Annotated in this window: 21 protein-coding genes and 1 tRNA gene; 12 read left to right on the forward strand and 10 right to left on the reverse strand. The window is 34.1% G+C overall.

Features of this window, described 5'->3' with window-relative positions; all coding sequences use genetic code 11:
* Positions 1-17: 17 nt before the first annotated feature.
* Positions 18-1,103, reverse strand: a complete 1,086-nt coding sequence (locus tag C5F50_RS00965) for an SIS domain-containing protein (protein WP_342448755.1) — start codon at positions 1,101-1,103, stop codon at positions 18-20.
* 482 nt (positions 1,104-1,585) lie between these two features.
* On the opposite strand from C5F50_RS00965, the gene mtnA reads away from it, so the two are divergent.
* Both mtnA and C5F50_RS00975 read left to right on the forward strand, forming a co-directional pair.
* Positions 1,586-2,641, forward strand: coding sequence for an S-methyl-5-thioribose-1-phosphate isomerase (mtnA, locus tag C5F50_RS00970; protein WP_179371874.1), 1,056 nt, complete (start codon positions 1,586-1,588; stop codon positions 2,639-2,641).
* Between the two features lie 39 nt (positions 2,642-2,680).
* Entirely contained in the window at positions 2,681-3,319 is a 639-nt protein-coding gene (locus tag C5F50_RS00975; RefSeq protein WP_179371875.1) for a PqqD family peptide modification chaperone, read from the forward strand.
* 2 nt (positions 3,320-3,321) lie between these two features.
* On the opposite strand, the gene C5F50_RS00980 is transcribed toward C5F50_RS00975, so the two are convergent.
* Entirely contained in the window at positions 3,322-3,969 is a 648-nt protein-coding gene (locus C5F50_RS00980) for an SDR family oxidoreductase (protein WP_179371876.1), read from the reverse strand.
* 145 nt (positions 3,970-4,114) lie between these two features.
* On the opposite strand from C5F50_RS00980, the gene C5F50_RS00985 reads away from it, so the two are divergent.
* Positions 4,115-5,254: an Ig-like domain-containing protein gene (locus tag C5F50_RS00985; protein ID WP_179371877.1), complete on the forward strand. Its 1,140-nt coding sequence runs from the start codon at positions 4,115-4,117 to the stop codon at positions 5,252-5,254.
* Between the two features lie 50 nt (positions 5,255-5,304).
* Here the strand turns inward: C5F50_RS00985 and C5F50_RS00990 are convergent, their stop codons facing one another.
* Positions 5,305-5,544 carry a hypothetical protein gene (locus tag C5F50_RS00990; RefSeq protein WP_179371878.1) on the reverse strand — a complete coding sequence of 80 codons (240 nt, stop codon included), beginning with the start codon at positions 5,542-5,544 and terminating at the stop codon, positions 5,305-5,307.
* Positions 5,545-5,663: 119 nt separating this feature from the next.
* On the opposite strand from C5F50_RS00990, the gene C5F50_RS00995 reads away from it, so the two are divergent.
* Positions 5,664-6,257, forward strand: coding sequence for a hypothetical protein (locus C5F50_RS00995; protein WP_179371879.1), 594 nt, complete (start codon positions 5,664-5,666; stop codon positions 6,255-6,257).
* Here the strand turns inward: C5F50_RS00995 and C5F50_RS01000 are convergent.
* Together C5F50_RS01000 and C5F50_RS01005 are read right to left on the reverse strand one after the other, a co-directional pair.
* Complete coding sequence (locus C5F50_RS01000) at positions 6,221-6,712, reverse strand: hypothetical protein (RefSeq protein WP_179371880.1); 492 nt, start codon at positions 6,710-6,712, stop codon at positions 6,221-6,223. The two genes, C5F50_RS00995 and C5F50_RS01000, sit on opposite strands and share 37 nt — an antisense overlap.
* 127 nt (positions 6,713-6,839) lie before the next feature.
* Positions 6,840-7,664, reverse strand: coding sequence for a polysaccharide deacetylase family protein (locus C5F50_RS01005; RefSeq protein ID WP_246282090.1), 825 nt, complete (start codon positions 7,662-7,664; stop codon positions 6,840-6,842).
* 86 nt (positions 7,665-7,750) lie between these two features.
* Here C5F50_RS01005 and C5F50_RS01010 point away from each other — a divergent pair, with 86 nt between their 5' ends.
* Positions 7,751-8,626 (forward strand): glycosyltransferase family 2 protein, encoded by an 876-nt coding sequence (locus tag C5F50_RS01010; RefSeq protein ID WP_179371881.1) that lies wholly within the window; start codon positions 7,751-7,753, stop codon positions 8,624-8,626.
* A gap of 26 nt (positions 8,627-8,652) precedes the next feature.
* Here the strand turns inward: C5F50_RS01010 and C5F50_RS01015 are convergent.
* Positions 8,653-8,727 (reverse strand) — tRNA-Arg (locus C5F50_RS01015).
* 206 nt (positions 8,728-8,933) lie between these two features.
* Between C5F50_RS01015 and C5F50_RS01020 the strand changes: the two genes are divergently transcribed.
* Positions 8,934-10,109, forward strand: coding sequence for an aminotransferase class I/II-fold pyridoxal phosphate-dependent enzyme (locus C5F50_RS01020; RefSeq protein ID WP_179371882.1), 1,176 nt, complete (start codon positions 8,934-8,936; stop codon positions 10,107-10,109).
* Here the strand turns inward: C5F50_RS01020 and C5F50_RS01025 are convergent.
* The 3 genes from C5F50_RS01025 to npdG are packed head-to-tail and all read right to left on the reverse strand — an operon-like array spanning position 10,103 to position 11,410.
* Positions 10,103-10,504 carry a pyridoxamine 5'-phosphate oxidase family protein gene (locus C5F50_RS01025; protein ID WP_179371883.1) on the reverse strand — a complete coding sequence of 134 codons (402 nt, stop codon included), beginning with the start codon at positions 10,502-10,504 and terminating at the stop codon, positions 10,103-10,105. The two genes, C5F50_RS01020 and C5F50_RS01025, sit on opposite strands and share 7 nt — an antisense overlap.
* A complete protein-coding gene (locus C5F50_RS01030) occupies positions 10,488-10,721 on the reverse strand; it encodes a hypothetical protein (protein ID WP_179371884.1) in 234 nt (77 codons plus the stop codon). Before C5F50_RS01030 ends, C5F50_RS01025 begins: the two co-directional genes overlap by 17 nt.
* A 17-nt stretch (positions 10,722-10,738) precedes the next feature.
* Complete coding sequence (gene npdG / locus C5F50_RS01035) at positions 10,739-11,410, reverse strand: NADPH-dependent F420 reductase (protein ID WP_179371885.1); 672 nt, start codon at positions 11,408-11,410, stop codon at positions 10,739-10,741.
* Between the two features lie 51 nt (positions 11,411-11,461).
* Here npdG and C5F50_RS01040 point away from each other — a divergent pair, with 51 nt between their 5' ends.
* From C5F50_RS01040 to C5F50_RS01065, 6 genes are read left to right on the forward strand one after another with little or no spacing between them, the layout of a single operon-like run.
* Positions 11,462-12,082: a histidine phosphatase family protein gene (locus C5F50_RS01040; protein WP_179371886.1), complete on the forward strand. Its 621-nt coding sequence runs from the start codon at positions 11,462-11,464 to the stop codon at positions 12,080-12,082.
* Between the two features lie 59 nt (positions 12,083-12,141).
* Positions 12,142-12,402, forward strand: a complete 261-nt coding sequence (locus C5F50_RS01045; RefSeq protein ID WP_179371887.1) for a cytochrome c oxidase subunit II — start codon at positions 12,142-12,144, stop codon at positions 12,400-12,402.
* Positions 12,403-12,404: 2 nt separating this feature from the next.
* Positions 12,405-12,836: a cupredoxin domain-containing protein gene (locus tag C5F50_RS01050; RefSeq protein WP_179371888.1), complete on the forward strand. Its 432-nt coding sequence runs from the start codon at positions 12,405-12,407 to the stop codon at positions 12,834-12,836.
* Positions 12,837-12,873: 37 nt separating this feature from the next.
* A complete protein-coding gene (locus C5F50_RS01055) occupies positions 12,874-14,400 on the forward strand; it encodes a cytochrome c oxidase subunit I (protein WP_179371889.1) in 1,527 nt (508 codons plus the stop codon).
* A gap of 12 nt (positions 14,401-14,412) precedes the next feature.
* The gene (locus tag C5F50_RS01060; RefSeq protein ID WP_179371890.1) at positions 14,413-15,375 is read left to right on the forward strand and encodes a plastocyanin/azurin family copper-binding protein; all 963 of its coding nucleotides are present in this window, start codon (positions 14,413-14,415) and stop codon (positions 15,373-15,375) included.
* Positions 15,376-15,377: 2 nt separating this feature from the next.
* Positions 15,378-15,821, forward strand: a complete 444-nt coding sequence (locus C5F50_RS01065) for a COX15/CtaA family protein (RefSeq protein WP_179371891.1) — start codon at positions 15,378-15,380, stop codon at positions 15,819-15,821.
* Here the strand turns inward: C5F50_RS01065 and C5F50_RS01070 are convergent.
* Positions 15,811-16,335, reverse strand: coding sequence for a hypothetical protein (locus C5F50_RS01070; RefSeq protein ID WP_179371892.1), 525 nt, complete (start codon positions 16,333-16,335; stop codon positions 15,811-15,813). The two genes, C5F50_RS01065 and C5F50_RS01070, sit on opposite strands and share 11 nt — an antisense overlap.
* Positions 16,336-16,365 lie beyond the last annotated feature (30 nt).

The raw sequence follows: 16,365 nt of genomic DNA on the forward strand, positions 1-16,365 counted from the left end.
TACAATAAATAACATATCTATATTTTTTCAATCTTTAAGTTTTTTTTAATAAAATCAATTGATTTTACAGGAGTTGGATCTGTATTCAATTTTATTGCAAGGTAAATTGTTGTGTAGTCCAACAAGTAAATGAGATTTACCAATTTTGATAAAATCCCCCCTTTTATTGAAATAATTTCCTTGTACTCAATATCATTTTGCTGCAATAATTTTTTTAGAATTTGCCATCTCTCTTTGGTTTTAATATGATCATCTTGACCCTCAATCAAAATAGGTTGAAAGTTTGATTTTTTCTCCCAAGACACAACTCCATTATGACATGCCTCAATTACGTCTTCTGCAGATGCATGTATTTTGGCATTTTCATTAAGTGAGTTCTTAAACCTGATACCAGTTGATTGCAATCCAAAAGGATAGTAAATCATGGGAATGCCTGTAATCCACTTTGCTAAATTAAGTGACATGTTACTATCTGTTAGATTTGATGAATTAATTCTTGTACCGATTTTTTCTAACTCTTCTATTGATTCTAAAATATCCTCCTGTTTAATTCCAAGAGTGACATGTAGCACTTTTAATATGCTATACAAATAACTAACAAATGAAGCACGAGGAGAGTGAATTTGAGGAACAACTCTGTGCTGGATTTTATTTTTTGTACAAAAATCTAATATTCTACCACCTGAAGAAAAAGCAATAGTTTTACAATTTATTTTTTGAGCAGACTCCAAAACAGACAAAGTCTCAGCAGTATTCCCTGAGACGCTAATTGATACCACCAAAGTGTTTGAATCAGCTGTTTTAGGTAAAACATATCCCTTAACAACATTCACATGAATCTTTGATCTTGACAGAATAGATGAAAAGATATCGCCAATTGTACCAGAACCGCCCATTCCTGCAAATACTATGTGATTGATATGATCAAAATTAACCATGTTTTGTTCAGACTCAAAGGACTCTCGTGCAATTTCGGACCATCTATCATAAACTGCATACATTTTCTGAGTGTCATATTTTTCAAGCGTGGGAAGATTAAACAATCTATTAACTAGATAAAATGTTGACAATAAAATCTCTATCTTGAATGGGTCTAAAACCAAACAAAACCATCAATACGCCAAACATTCTATCATTATTTTATATAGGCACAATTTTAAATAATATTTTTTTAGTTAAAAACCACCACAAAACCAAACTAAAGCTAAAATCAAAAATCACTTATAACTAATTCATACTCAATTTACGCCCAAATCAACCAATTAATGATTAATCTGCATCATACCAACAAAAACCAACCATGAATCAAAACCTGTCATACATTCCTAAATTCACTGATTCCACACATAAACAGCCATACATTTCAACTGAGTCATTCCAAAATGACCAAAATCACATAAATGGATTTGATTTTGGAGAAATCTAGTTTATACATATTTTCTAAATTCCTAGAGGTATTATAATATTGCAAAGTTTGCACATGAAAAATATTCTATCTTCAATGAACTTTGAAATTAATGTGGACTAGTAAAATCAGGTTGTGTCTTTGCAATTGATTTTTAAAAAGCTTGATTTTGAGATGATCATGAATGACACTATAATTGATTCATCTCTTAGAACAGTAGAGTGGAAAAATAATAAGGTTGTAATGGTTGATCAAACTAAATTACCTACTGAACTCGTTTTTGTAGAATATGATGATTTTAATCAAGTTGCTAATGCCATCAAAACTTTGGTAGTTAGAGGAGCTCCAGCAATTGGTGTTTCTGGTGCTTTTGGTTTAGCACTAGCAGTATTGCAAAGTCATGCTACTATTAAAGACGAATTATTATCCGATTTGGAAAATGCAAGAAAAATTCTTTTTGCAACTAGACCTACTGCGATAAACTTAGGCTGGGGATTAGAAAAAATTATGAATGTTGCAAAGTCTGGAGATACAGTTGAACAAATTAAAGAACTAGTGATTTCAGAAGCTAAAAAAATGGCAGAAGAAGACATTGAAATTAACAAAGCTATGGGAAAAAACGGCTCAGTTCTATTTGATGATAATGATACTATTATGACCCATTGTAATGCTGGTGCTCTAGCTACTGTTGCCTATGGTACAGCTTTAGGTGTAATTAGAGCAACTAGAGAAAGTGGAAAAAATGTCAAAGTAATAGCAACTGAGACTAGACCTATTCAACAAGGTTCAAGATTAACAGTATTTGAATTAAAACATGATGGATTTGATGTTAGTTTAATTCCAGATACTGCAGTAGGATATTCTATGGCAAATGGATTGGTGAACAAAGTTGTTGTAGGTGCAGACCGAATTGTAAAGACAGGTCATGTCTTTAATAAAATTGGAACGTATCAGGTAGCAACAATGGCCAAACAACACGGAATTCCTTTCTATGTTGCAGCACCGTTATCTACCATAGATTTAGAAACAAAAGCAGAGGATGTAATTATTGAAATGCGAAAAGGAAGTGAAGTTACAGGAATTGGTGATAAAAAGACGGCACCTGATGATACCAACGTCATTAATCCAGCATTTGATATGACTCCACCTGAATTAGTATCAGGAATTATTACAGAAAAAGGTGTGGCTAAGGCCCCTTATGGGGAGTCTATTCCAAAATTATTTCAAGCTAATTAATAGAAAGTTTTTATTGTTTTTCAAAGTCCATTCTACAATATGAGTACTGTTTCTGCCCAGGCAATTGAAGAATCTTTAAAGCAATGCATGGATCCAGAAGTCCCTCTTAACATTGTAGAGATGGGGTTAATCTATGGAATTGATGTTGCAGAAAATAATGATGTTAATATCAAAATGACAATGACTACACAAGGCTGCCCACTACATGAAACTCTAGTTCAAGATGCAACTAGATATGCCAAAAAAGTCCCAGGAGTAAATAATGTCAAAATAGACATTGTATGGGAGCCTGCATGGTCAATGGATAAAATGACTGATGAAGGAAAAATGAAATTAAAAAATATGGGTGCTGCTATGAATACCCCAGCTCCAATTAACTATGAAACTGCATTACCACAAGGTGTAGGGAAGCTAGTACAACAAGAAGATGGCTCAATGGTATTGGCAAACGAACATGAACAAGGATTTATGGTAAATCAAGCAATCGTTGATTTTTGGAAATCTTGTAATGGCCAACGTAAAGTAACAGAACTAGTTGAAGTGTTTGCACAACAAACAGGACTACAAAGAAATCAAGTAGAAAAAGAAGTCATGCAATTGCTACAACAATTACGCGAAGGCGGATTAATCACAATTGCTGGTCAGCCTGAAACACCAAATGTTGAATTTAAAAAATAATCCTAAAAAATATAGTTTGAATTTGCTCCATCAAAGTTTATCGTAACACCTGAAAGATACTTTACTTTATTTTCAATTATACCCTTGACAAAGTTTCCAATCTCTTCAGGATGTCCTAATCTCTTCATAGGTAAAGATTTTTCAAATTCTTCAACATTTTCTATCAATTCCTTTGTTCTATCTGTATTTATTGGACCTGGTGCAATGTTTATACAACTAATGTTTCTTTGAGCATATTCTTTGCTTAAAATTTTCAAAACCTCGCTAAATGCAGCACGGTATGCAGAAGAAATTATTAGTTTTGCATTAGGTTCTTTAATTACGCTTGAACTAATCAAAAAAATATATCCTCCATCATTGATTTTGATATTTTGTAAAATAGAACAAAACCCTAAAAACAATTGATTGTGATATAATTTCCAATCTTCTTCAGTTATTTCGAAAAATTGTTTTGGGGCAGGACCGCCCGTATTTAGAACTAGAATGTCTGTTTGATTATGATTTTCTAGAAATCTTTTCACATTTTTCAAATCTGAAGTATCAATATCCTTTTTAGAAGCTGCAAAAACATCAATTTTTATGGATTTTAATGATTCAGCAATTGCTTTTCCTATCCCTCTTGAACCTCCAATAATAATGGCACTAGTCATATTATTTTCAAAATGATTCCAGATAATTAAATTTCTTTATCGAGTTAAATCAAAATTCTGAAGATCTTTTCTTATAACCATTACTTTACTTTACTACTGATCTTTTCTGCCTGTTAGTTATATGTAATTTTGAGATTTTTAATTCATGCAAAAACTCTCAGGACTATTCTTGTTTGCAGTATTAATCTCAGGAACATTCTCATCGGGGTTGGCTTTTGCTCAAGTAGGACCAATAGCAGAAGATGACTTCTATTCTGTTAATGAGGATACTATACTAACTGTTAATTCACTAGGAGTTTTAACTAATGATACCAATACTGATAGTGCAACATTTTTAGCAATTATTAAAACCACTACTGATTTTGGAACTTTAAATCTTAATTCTAATGGAACATTTACCTATCAACCAAACTCAAACTTTGCATCCGTTGATTCTTTTACTTATGTTGCAAACAATGGAACTCATAACAGTAACAATGCAACTGTAACAATTTCAGTCATCCCCGTAAATGATGCACCAATAGCTCAAGATGATATAGCACAAACCCAACAAAACGTCCAAACTAGTATTGATGTCCTTGAAAATGATTCTGATGTAGAAGATGATTCACTGAGCATCATTCTAGTAGTTGATCCCACAGTTACAAAAGGTACAGTTGAACTAGCTGATTCAAAGATTCTATTTACTCCACAAAATGACTTTGTAGGTGAGACAAGCTTCTCATATATGGCCTCAGATGGTGATAAAACAAGTAATTCAGCTAATGTAACAGTTACTGTTGTTGCAGCACCAGATGATGATACTATTATTGAACAACTCTTAGCACAAATTCAATCATTATTAGATAAAATTCTAAACTTGGAAAATGAAATTACAACGCTACAAGAAGAGAACAGTGCACTTGCATTGAGAAATGCCGAACTTGAAGATATTATTGCTAATGGAACTTCAACTGATGATGATAAAGATGATAACAATAATGATAAAGTAATTGTATGCCACAAAGGTAAGAACACTCTTTCAGTCTCTGAAAATGCAGTATCTGCACATCTCAAACATGGAGATGAGCTTGGAAAATGTGATGGTGATACTGAAATCTCTCCAAAAAAAGTGATCAAAAATGAGATTAAAGAATTAAAATTTGAGTATAAAATTGCAAAAAAAGAATTAAAGAATGACTTTAAAGAACAAGAAAAAGATCTTAAAAAACAATACAAAGAACTAAAGAAAGAAAAGAAATCCAAAAATAAACATGATGAAAACGATGATGAATACGATGACTAGTATCTCTGTTTTCTGCTGAAATTTTGATTTAATTAGAATATTTTTACTACTTAGATTTCTTTAATTTCTGTAATTGTTGCTAAAACTGAATCCATTTGAATGATTGCTTTTTCCCCATCCCATCCTAATGCAACGTACCAATCTCCAGTATCATCATGATATTTTGTCTCTAATGTTTGAATATTTTCTGGTTTTACATCATATTTTTTTGCAATTCCTGATGTTGCCAAAGCAATTGCATCTTTTTCTTTCTCAAGTCTTCTCTTCATTAACCCAATTCCAGGACTCATACAAATTGTTAATTCTTTCATCTAATATAGTTAATTCACAAAATTACCCATAATGTTGAATTTTTCTAATTAACAGTATTACAATATTACAAATAACCCAAATTCATTGAAGGAATAAAATGAAATTAATTCAAAGATTATCCAATTCGTCGCTTACAAAATCTAGTACTATTATTTCATTTGTTTCAATTCTTGCAGTAATTGGTCCTGTTGTGGTAGTTTCTGCAGGATTTTGGGATGCTGTATCTCATCTTCAAAAAGAACCTGAATTTTTCTGGAGTCCATCTCATATTGTGGTATACACAGGTGTCTCTATGACTACATGCGCTGCAATTATGGGCTGTGTCTTAATTCTTAGAAAATCAGTACATGGCTCTCTTAAAACTGGAATTAAACTTGTTATTGCTGGTTCAATTCTTCAGATTATTTCTGGCTTTGGTGATTCTTTATCTCATGATGTGTTTGGAATTGACGGGTTGATTTCTTGGTCTCATCAACCATTAGAACTAGGATTAGTCCTTGCATCATTAGGGGGAGTTTTGATATTAAAAAACAGAGAACACACAAAACTCAAAGCATTCCTTCCATTCGCAATTATTGCATTCTTGTTTTTTACAACTTGGCTAATCTTTAACATAGTGCTAATTTTTGGACACACCATTCAATGTATTCAAATCTATGAGATATTTTCTTCAGGCTGTTCTATTTTATAATTTTTAATTTTCATATATGATGTTATCATTAATCCTAAAGATCCAACAAGTATCATAATTCCTGGCAGTAACATTTTTTGAGAATTTGTATTGCCAAATTCTATTTGCAAATCAATTGGATTTTTTGAGATATTTGTAACTTTTACCGTATGTATGCCATTTTCACTAAAATCAAAATACTCTACTGACATTTTTGTATGAACTTTCTTTTCTTGTATTACATTATCATTAGTATCTAATACTTGAACAAATACCTCTTCTCCTAAAAATTCAGGCATGTATAACTTGTAATATCCAATACCTTTATCTGAAAATTCTAATTTTACTTCAATTGAATTTAATTGTTTTAGTAGAATTGAATCATGTGTTTTTTCAGTTTCATTAAAAATTATAGACACCCAAATCATCCCAAGAATTACCATTACCAATCCTATCTTGAATAATGACACTTTCATACAATATATTAAAAAATTCTTTAATTAATAACAATTATGAATGTGTTTTTTCATCAAATAATATCTATACTGATTATTCAATTTATTTTTAATTAAAATCAAGAAAAATTATTTTTTTGAAGACCATTTAAATTACTAATACGTCTTTTACTGTACCAAATTTGAAATCTTGTAATAGTTTCTCAAATTTTTTAAATGCTGATTTCAAATTGTAATAATAATACCAATTGTATTCCTTAATTCTGGGCATTTCAGGATCAAGATCTTTTGGATGTATGTATATCATAGCTGGGTTTCCTTGTTTATTCATTTTTTTAATTCCTAATTTCATGTACCAATATGGAAAAAATCTTAGATAAAATCCTCCTGCAATTGGAATGTTTCCTATAACTGGAATTCGATGTGTTGCCATTGGAATTTCAATAAATTCCCCCTTTACATCTTCATTAACTATATTTTTCAATGAGGGTTTGTAAACAAATCTAGGTGCGTTAGGAATCCCATACAACTGAGTTCTAACAGGAAAAATACTGGAATCATAAGAAATTTTTTTGCTTAAAATCTCAAAAACCCAATAATTACTTTTATTGATAGAAAAAAATGGTGCCCTAAAACCTTCAACTTTTTTTCCAGTGATTTTCTCTAAAATATTAATTGATTTTAAAAAGTCCTCTTCAAATTGTTCTTTACTAACTTTTCGTAAATCTATGTGGGCATAACTATGACTTGCTATCTCATGTCCTAATTCTGAAATTTTTTTTACCAAATCAGGAAACTTTTCAGCAATATATCCCAACACAAAAAAAGTAGCTTTTACATCATATTTTTCAAATAAATCTAAAATCATTTCTGTATTTCTCATTATTCTACTTTCATATTTTGGCCATTCTGAGAACGGCAAATCACAATAATAGTCTTCTAAATCCACTGACATGATGTTTTTCATAGCCATGTTTTTTCATTATTTTTTTGTATATAATAACTCATTATTCTATTAAAAAAATGTAGATATACTCTGATGAATATTTTATTTTTAATATGTTGAAGTTAGCATGCATACCTGCGTTTAATGAAGAAAAACCTATTGTTGATGTAATTAAAAAATCTCTAAATTATGTTGATAAAGTTATAGTTTACGATGATGGTTCCTCTGATTTAACTTCTGAAAGTGCCAAGAATGCAGGTGCCATAGTAATCAAACATGACAAAAACATGGGAAAAGGATACGCCATGAAATCTCTTTTCAAATATGCAAGAGATGCTAACGCTGATGTTGTAGTTACTATAGATGGAGATGGTCAATTTTTACCAGAACAAATTGAAAGTTTAATCAAACCCATTTTAGAAAATAACTATGACATTGTTATTGGAAATAGATTCTCAGATGATAAAGAAATGCCTTCATATCGAAAAGCTGGAAATAAAATGCTAGATAAAATAACAAAGTTAGCAGCTGATCTTCCTTTTTCTGACACCCAAAGTGGTTTTCGCTCTTATTCAAAAAAAGCAATTCAATCTATTAGTTTTTCAACAAATGGGTTTGGTGTTGATTCAGAAATTTTAATTGATGCAGTTGACAAAGGATTAAAAATTACAGAAAGAAATGTCACTGTTATTTATAATACTGGAGAAAAAACTTCTACCAAAGATCCTGTTTCTCATTCTATGAGTGTTGTTGCTTCTCTACTTGAATCCATTGCAATTCACCATCCTTTAAAATATCTTGGAATCCCTGGAATGATTTTATTAATAATTGGATTAGGATTTGCAACATATGCCATATCAAATTTTAATGAAACAGGAAATTTCTCCCTTCCTTCCATATTGACTGCAATGGGTTCTTTGATCATTGGCTTGATTTTATTATTAATGTCAGTAGTTTTGTATAGCATTGCTACTACCAGAAAACTTTAGTTCTTTCCTTTAAATAATTAATTTAAAGGGCTCGGAGGGCTTCGATCCCTCGACCTAGCGGTTCGAAGCCGCTCGCACTATCCAGACTGTGCAACGAGTCCAAAATTGTGAGATTGTTATTATTCTATAAATCCTACACCTAAGTTGAATCATAGGTTTGAACTTTATTGATGTGAGAAGACATATTGCCACAAAGACTGCGGGCATGTACGCCTGCAGAGATTGTAAACTCAGTTGTTAAAGCAGGAAGCACCTAATATCTCTAGATATATAGATAGTTCACCAAGCCTAAATATCTGATATATTTATGAAAGTATCAAAAAAAGTTGTAGGTGTAGAGTATGCAATTAGAGATATTGTAGTTGCTGCACGCAAAGTACAACAAAAAGGAATGCAAGTTGATTATCTGAACATTGGTGATCCTGTACAGTTTGGCTTTCAACCGCCTGATAATGTAAAACAAGCTTTGATTGATGCAATTAACAGAGGCGAAAATTTCTATTCATCATCTGAAGGACTCTTTGAATTAAGAGAAGAAATTGCAAAAAAAGAAAATGCCAAAGGACTCTCAATTGGCGCTGATGAGATTCTAGTTACAAATGGTGTCTCAGAAGGACTAGACATGGTGATCTCCTCAATTGTAGAAGAAGGCGATGAAGTACTATTGCCTGGACCGTACTATCCACCATATGCCTCCTATGTAAGACTCCATGGTGGAATTCCTGTAGAATTTGCAGTAGACTTGGAAAACTCAACTCCTGATATTGATGATATAAAATCCAAAATTACATCAAAGACTGTAGCCATTTGTTTGATCAGCCCCAATAATCCTACTGGAGTTGTATTCAATGAAAAATCTCTAAGAGAACTAGTAAATATTGCAAATCAAAACAATCTCTACATAATTTGTGATGAAATTTATGATCAAATAATTTTTGATGATAAATTCGTTGGAATTGGCAAAGTTGCAGGAGACTCTCCTGTAATCATTCTTAACGGATTCTCCAAAGTCCATCTAATGTCTGGATGGAGAATTGGATACATTGCATTTAATCAATCACCTCAACTAGAATCATTACGAGAGCATCTTCCAAAATTAGCTAGAGTGAGAATTGCAACTAGTCTCCCAGTACAACATGCAGCTTTGGAATCACTTCGCGGTCCTCAAAATTACATTAATGACTTTGTCTCTGAAATCAAAAAACGCAGAGACTTGGTTGTAAAACGTCTCAATGAGATGCCTGGTCTTTCTTGTCCTAATCCAAAGGGTGCATTTTATGCATTCCCAAAGATTGAAGACAATAGATTTGGAACAGACAAAGAATTTGTAACAAAACTCTTGGAGACTAAAGGCGTTCTTACCGTTCACGGTTCAGGATTTGGAGAAAAATATGGCAGCGGACATTTTAGACTAGTATACCTTCCTAGTCTTGAAGTTCTAGATTCTGCAATGAACAAAATCCAAGACTTTGTTAGTCAGTAACTCCAAACTGAAAACTTTTTTGGGATTATCTCTATAATGCAGTCAGTATCATCTAGTAATTCTTTTGCAGATTTGTTCTCCAGTGTATCAAAGTATCGTAAAAGAATTTTTTTTGCAATTGCTTTTACTTTGTTTTCCTCTAAAATCAAATTGGCATCCCCTTGCCCCATTACTCCATAAATATCAGGTGACTTTACTCCTACATCTACACAAAAAGCAACATGTTTGTTTCTTTTTGCATTTTTTGCCTTTAGAGTTTTAGTGTTTGTTCCAATGTAGAGTTTTTTTCCACCATATCTGTACCAAACAGGAACAATGTGTGGTATTTTGTTTTTACCAATAGTTGATAATCGTAAAATTTTCTGAGATCTTAGAAATTCATCTCTTTTGCCCATTCTTTCTAAATCCCAACACTATCATAAAAATCCCAAAGCCTATCATTGCAGCAGAAACTTTCTCATTGGTAAATTCTGCATTTACCAAAAATTCCTCCACAAATTCTGGTCCCCAAATCAATAACTGCTGAATTAGAACAATTCCGCCCATCACACAAAACAAAACTCCAATTGCAGTAAACCAATTTCTACCACGTCTATAGTATTCGTGACTCATGATTAATGAAAATAACCTTAGATGATTTTGATGCCTGGATTCTTTATCTTGTTTCTAATCATTGCATTAAGTAGCAATGGTGTAGACATTTCTGCAAGATATGACAATTCAATTGGACCCAAGTAAATTGATCTTAGACCTTTGATCTCATCAATCAAAGTATTAACAACTTGGACTGAATCATCATCATCTCCACAAACAAATATGTCATAATCAAGTTCCAGAGTAGGATTTACTAATTTTTTCTCAGAAATCACATGGAATGCTGACACCAATTTTGATTTATTTTTCATATGATTCAAAACAAGTTTGTATGAAAACGGTTTATTCTCTTTAATTGAAACGCACTCAAATCCAACATCAGTCTTTGTCATTGGAACAATTGGAGATACTACAACACAACTGTCTTTGACTTTTGATAAAATTTCAGAACATACAGAATCAATATTCTCATAAGGAATTGATAAAATCAGAACGTCGCTCTCTTTTGCAACTGAAACATTATCGTTTCCAGAAATTGATCCTTTAATTTCACCAAATGCTTCTTTTGCAAGATTCGTATATTCAACTGCAGATTCTGCAGCTCTTGCAGCGTCTCTGGAGCCAACTATTACATCATGATTTTGTGACCATCTTAGAGCAAAACCTTTGCCCATGCCACCAGTTCCACCAATAATTCCTACCTTCATGATTATTCATCTGATAATCTTATTATTATCTTTATTTGAATTCCGATCAAGTTGGGGCATATTATTTTCCTAAGACACGGTCAGGCAAAAAACAACACTGAGAGAATTTTAGCAGGCAGAATAGAAGGCGTTCCACTAACTGATGTTGGAATAAAGCAAGCAGAACATACTGCCCAACTACTTGAACACATGAATGTCTCTGCAATTTATTCCAGTCCAATTCAAAGAGCAAAACATACTGCAGAAATTGTTGGAAAACATAACTCCCTTGATGTAACCATCGATGATCGTCTAATTGAGCTTGATATGGGAAAATTTACTGGCGTTCCATATGATGAAATTTTTACCAATCATGGAAATGTCTTTATGAAATTTTACAACGGTGAATTGGAAATAGCTCACAATGGAGTGGAAACTTTCTCTGAGGTAAAAAAACGTGTTTTGGGAATAGTTGATCATGTCATTGAAAAACATCCAGATGAAAATGTAGTTCTTGTAACCCACATGGATCCCATCAAAGCAATGCTGTCTACCATAGTTGATCTGTCTCCTACCAATCTATTTGAGTTAATTATAGAAAATGCGTCTCTGAATCTCTTTAGAGAAAAAGATCGAAAGTTTTCTTTATCAGGACTTAATGTAATGCATCCATCTCGTTTCGATCTGCGTTGATATCTAGTAATCTTGAAAACCCTTAAATAGAAATTATTGGCCACGTCATTCAATCGCTAATGAAGAAATTGGTCGGATTATTCTTGGTATTGGCAGTTATAGTGGTAATTCCAGCTGTACAGTCAGCATTTGCTGCAGGTGATGAACCTGGAGAATACCTCGATCGTAGAGTGATTATCTGGAACTTGTTTTTTAAAATGATGACTATAGCATTTGTAGTCGGAGCTGTAGTATCTGGCACTATTATTTGGCAATGTTGGAGATTTAGAGAATCTCATCCAAATGCAAAACCAACTCCATATGAGGGGACGGACTGGTAAAATTGAGTGGACATTCTAACTGGCCTGAATGGATCTACGTTGGTGTTGTAATTGCGTTAATGGTTTGGGTAGGTGCAGAAGCTTGGGAGGCAGAAAGACTTGTTGACCATGTTCCTGCAGATGCCGAAGTTATCAAAGTAATGGGACAGCAATGGTTCTGGACTTTTGAGCATGAAGATGGTACCAAAGAAATAGGTGAATTACATGTTGAAAAAGGCAAGGCATACAAGTTTGAGATAGAATCCAAAGATGTCAATCATTCTTTTAACATTCATGATTATGTTGTTTTGATGGATGCAATTCCTGGCAGAGTTAATACTGTATGGTTTGCACCAACTGATGTTGGAGAACATGATATTCAATGCAGAGAATACTGTGGATTAATTCACTATAACATGCGAGGCAAATTATATGTGGAGGAACCATCATCTTGATAACGCTTTTATCACAACTATCTGGAGGAATTAACTAATGGTTCTGGAACTACAAAAGCCACGTCCAATTTGGCAAATAATGTTTTCAACCCATCACACTGATGTGGGTTTACTTTACCTAATTACATCATTAGGATTTTTGTTCTTAGGTGGCGCATTAGCTCTTGCAATTAGAGCAGAGTTATTCTTACCCGGTGCACAGATTATTGGGGATGCAATGACCTTTAACAGAATCTTTACTGTTCACGGTACCACATTGATCTTTTTGTTTATCTTGCCATTTGCATCTTCAGTTGGTAATTACTTTGTTCCACTTATGGTTAGATACAAAGACATGGCATATCCGAAACTCAACGCAATTGCATTCTGGATGATTCCACCAGCTGGTGCACTCATCTGGTTGGGCTTTGCAGACTTTACATGGTATGCAACACCACCATATTCAATCATCAGTGCTCCAGGTCCAGCCGCTGACATGTGGATATTTGGATTAAAGATCTTGGGTATCTCATCAGTGCTTGGTGCCATCAACTTTATCGTCACAATTCTCAAATGTAAACATCCAGACATGTCAATTGGACAAGTTCCACTTTTGGCATGGTCATTTTTGTCATCCTCTTTGATTATTCTCGTTGCAATTCCAACATTTGCTGCGGCACTCTTAATGTTACTTACTGACAGACTTGGCGTTAGTGGATTCTTCAATCCTGCAATGGGAGGAGATCCAATTGCATATGCTCACTTGTTCTGGTTTACGTTCCATCCAGAGGTATACGTACTAGTCATTCCTGCAATTGGAATGATGTATGAAATCATCCCAAGATTTTCAAGAAAACCAATTCACAGCTACAACTCTGGAATCTTTGCATTTGTACTATTGTCTATTGTAGGATTTTCATCATGGGCACACCACATGTACGCAACTGGCATGTCATTTACTGAAAAAACGGTCTTTATGGTAGGAACCCTTGCAGCAGTTCCAGCATCTGCTTTACATGTCTTTAACTTTTTAGCAACAATGTGGAATGGTAGAATCAAATTTGCAACACCAATGATGTGGGCAGTTGGAGGAATTGCATTGTTCTTCTCTGCAGGTGCAGGCGGTGTGGCAAATGCTGCCATGCCATTGGATTTCCAAACACATGACTCATACTGGGTAGTTGGCCACTTTCATCTCTTTGTGATGGGTACCATTGCATTTGGTTCAATTGGTTTCCTCTACTACATGTTCCCATATGTTACAGGAAGAATGTACAATGAATCAATGGGCAAAGTCCACTTTGTCATGTCATTCATTGGAACTGTAATGGTATTCTTTACACAACACGTACTTGGCTTGTATGGAATGCCAAGAAGAATTTTCGATTATCCTCCAATTCCAGAATGGATTGCTATGAACCAGATTGCAACTGTTGGTGCCATGATTATTGGTGTCAGCATGGTAGTCTTCTTGGCAAACATGATTTACAGTTCTGGAAAAGGAAAACTTGCAAATACCGAAGATCCATTCGGCGTAGGTGGCAAGTACTACTATCCATTTGAGGCAAAGAACCCATCACACTAGGAGATAAATGAAATGAGTCACGAGAATAACCAAACAATTTACAGGACAACTTCAGCTAGAACTGGAAAAATGATGATAATCATGTTAGGAATTTGTATTGTAGGCGGAGTTATCTTCTTTTCAATGTGGGACTATTGGATTTCATCCCCAGCCCCAGTTGTTGCGATGATGGCAGGAAAAGCAGACGATTTAGCACCTGCAGCGCAAACAGGAAAAACAATTACACAGGATCTTTCGTTTATAGAGTCCTCTGACTTTAGGACTTTGGCCTTTAATGCATTACCTGGAGAGCCTGATAACAATCCAACAATTAACATGAATGTTGGAGATAAAGTTGTGTTTAACGTTGTCAATGATGGTAAATCATTTCATGCTCTTGGTGTAACAAAAGATACCGAAGGCTTTGGTGGAATAGTTCCTGGCAGTGAGGTAGGATCAGCATCAAAGCCATTAAAGCCAGGAGAGGACGGAACTGCAGAATTTATCGCAGGTGAGGAGGGAACTTACTATTACATCTGTACAGTTCCAGGTCATAGAGAACAAGGAATGGTAGGAGAGATCATCGTTGGTCCTTCACAAGGTGGTGGCTCAAAAGCTGCAGCACCACCAACCGGTGTGTCTCATGATTTTACTTTGGACTTTGTAGAATCCAGTGACTTTAGGACTTTGGCATTTAACGCATTACCCGGAGAGGATGGACATAATCCAGAAATTAAAGTAAATTCTGGCGATGAAGTGACTATTACGGCTAATAATCTAGGAAAATCATTTCACGCATTTGGAGTTGTTTCAAATCCTGAAGACTTTAACAGTATAGTGATGAATTCAGCAATTGCAGCAGCATCAAACCCATTAAAACCAGGTGAAGGTGGCAGTGTTACATTTACTGCTGGTGCGCCGGGAACTTACTATTACATCTGTACTGTTCCAGGCCATGCATTGCAGGGCATGCAAGGTAGTTTCATAGTAGAATAATTTTGGCAATTCAATATCTTGCACTAGCGACAATGATTGTTTTGTATTCTCTAATGTTTGTTGGAGGATATGTTTCAGCTGCTGGACTTGGGCTGACTTGTCCTGAATGGCCTTTGTGTCCTGATGGTGTCCTGCCTTCTGAAGAGTATCTTATTGAATGGATTCATAGATTTGTTGCTGCTACCACTGCAAGCTTAGTTGCTGCAACAATGATTGCAAGCTGGCTAAATAAAAATGCTGATAAAAAGATCAAGTTCACTAGTACATTTGCATCTGCATTGGTAATTACACAAATCACATTAGGTGCGCTTGTAATTGATATGAAACTTCATGCTGTCCTAGTTGCGATTCACCTTGGAGTTGGAATACTGTTGTTTTCAATGGTGTTGCTGACTACCTTGTTTGCATTTAGAATTTCTAGGATGACTGTAAAATCTACAGTTTAGATTTTTTGAAAATTTTTGGCAAGTAAATATAGATCATTGTTCCTGTGAAAACTAGAGCACCCACAATTATTGCGCTAAAGAAAATTACTCCAAATGGGCTCTGAGTCCCCATGTTAAAAGTATAAGTTACGATGCCTTCTTCTCCACCCACATCATACAAGTCAATCTTTACAATGTGATTTCCTTGCTGTCTCCAAACATAATCAAAATCCCAATGAGAGCCTTCAATGGATTTTGGAGGTATTGTATCTACTTGTTGGCCATTAAAGAAAATTCGAATTCCTATTGTAAACCTATCAACTTCCTTATAGTCAAATCCTTCAGTTACTTTTACCAAAAATTGAGATGGTTTCCCAATTTGTGGAAATTCCGGTGATGTGGCAACCTGTACTCTGTATCCTGCCTCAAATTGCTCTGCAGAATTAAACATCGAATGAGCATATGCTTCATCAAAAACTGCAACTGATGAAAATATCAAAATCAAGATCAGAAAAACTGATCGCTTTTTAGCCATTCAAAGATTATACTATTTTACATGAATATA

Source organism: Nitrosopumilus ureiphilus (assembly GCF_013407185.1).
GTDB classification, from domain to species: domain Archaea; phylum Thermoproteota; class Nitrososphaeria; order Nitrososphaerales; family Nitrosopumilaceae; genus Nitrosopumilus; species Nitrosopumilus ureiphilus.

What these genes read in the sequence shown, in the direction of transcription:
- C5F50_RS01060 (WP_179371890.1), top strand. Translation starts at nt 14,413, where the DNA reads ATGAGTCACGAGAATAACCAAACAATTTACAGGACAACTTCAGCTAGA.
- C5F50_RS01070 (WP_179371892.1), bottom strand. Translation starts at nt 16,335, where the DNA reads ATGGCTAAAAAGCGATCAGTTTTTCTGATCTTGATTTTGATATTTTCA.
- C5F50_RS01005 (WP_246282090.1), bottom strand. Translation starts at nt 7,664, where the DNA reads ATGGCTATGAAAAACATCATGTCAGTGGATTTAGAAGACTATTATTGT.
- C5F50_RS01020 (WP_179371882.1), top strand. Translation starts at nt 8,934, where the DNA reads ATGAAAGTATCAAAAAAAGTTGTAGGTGTAGAGTATGCAATTAGAGAT.
- C5F50_RS00985 (WP_179371877.1), top strand. Translation starts at nt 4,115, where the DNA reads ATGCAAAAACTCTCAGGACTATTCTTGTTTGCAGTATTAATCTCAGGA.
- C5F50_RS01000 (WP_179371880.1), bottom strand. Translation starts at nt 6,712, where the DNA reads ATGAAAGTGTCATTATTCAAGATAGGATTGGTAATGGTAATTCTTGGG.
- npdG (WP_179371885.1), bottom strand. Translation starts at nt 11,410, where the DNA reads ATGAAGGTAGGAATTATTGGTGGAACTGGTGGCATGGGCAAAGGTTTT.
- C5F50_RS01030 (WP_179371884.1), bottom strand. Translation starts at nt 10,721, where the DNA reads ATGAGTCACGAATACTATAGACGTGGTAGAAATTGGTTTACTGCAATT.
- C5F50_RS00995 (WP_179371879.1), top strand. Translation starts at nt 5,664, where the DNA reads ATGAAATTAATTCAAAGATTATCCAATTCGTCGCTTACAAAATCTAGT.
- C5F50_RS00980 (WP_179371876.1), bottom strand. Translation starts at nt 3,969, where the DNA reads ATGACTAGTGCCATTATTATTGGAGGTTCAAGAGGGATAGGAAAAGCA.
- mtnA (WP_179371874.1), top strand. Translation starts at nt 1,586, where the DNA reads ATGAATGACACTATAATTGATTCATCTCTTAGAACAGTAGAGTGGAAA.
- C5F50_RS00975 (WP_179371875.1), top strand. Translation starts at nt 2,681, where the DNA reads ATGAGTACTGTTTCTGCCCAGGCAATTGAAGAATCTTTAAAGCAATGC.
- C5F50_RS01025 (WP_179371883.1), bottom strand. Translation starts at nt 10,504, where the DNA reads ATGGGCAAAAGAGATGAATTTCTAAGATCTCAGAAAATTTTACGATTA.
- C5F50_RS00990 (WP_179371878.1), bottom strand. Translation starts at nt 5,544, where the DNA reads ATGAGTCCTGGAATTGGGTTAATGAAGAGAAGACTTGAGAAAGAAAAA.
- C5F50_RS01055 (WP_179371889.1), top strand. Translation starts at nt 12,874, where the DNA reads ATGGTTCTGGAACTACAAAAGCCACGTCCAATTTGGCAAATAATGTTT.
- C5F50_RS01045 (WP_179371887.1), top strand. Translation starts at nt 12,142, where the DNA reads ATGAAGAAATTGGTCGGATTATTCTTGGTATTGGCAGTTATAGTGGTA.
- C5F50_RS01010 (WP_179371881.1), top strand. Translation starts at nt 7,751, where the DNA reads ATGTTGAAGTTAGCATGCATACCTGCGTTTAATGAAGAAAAACCTATT.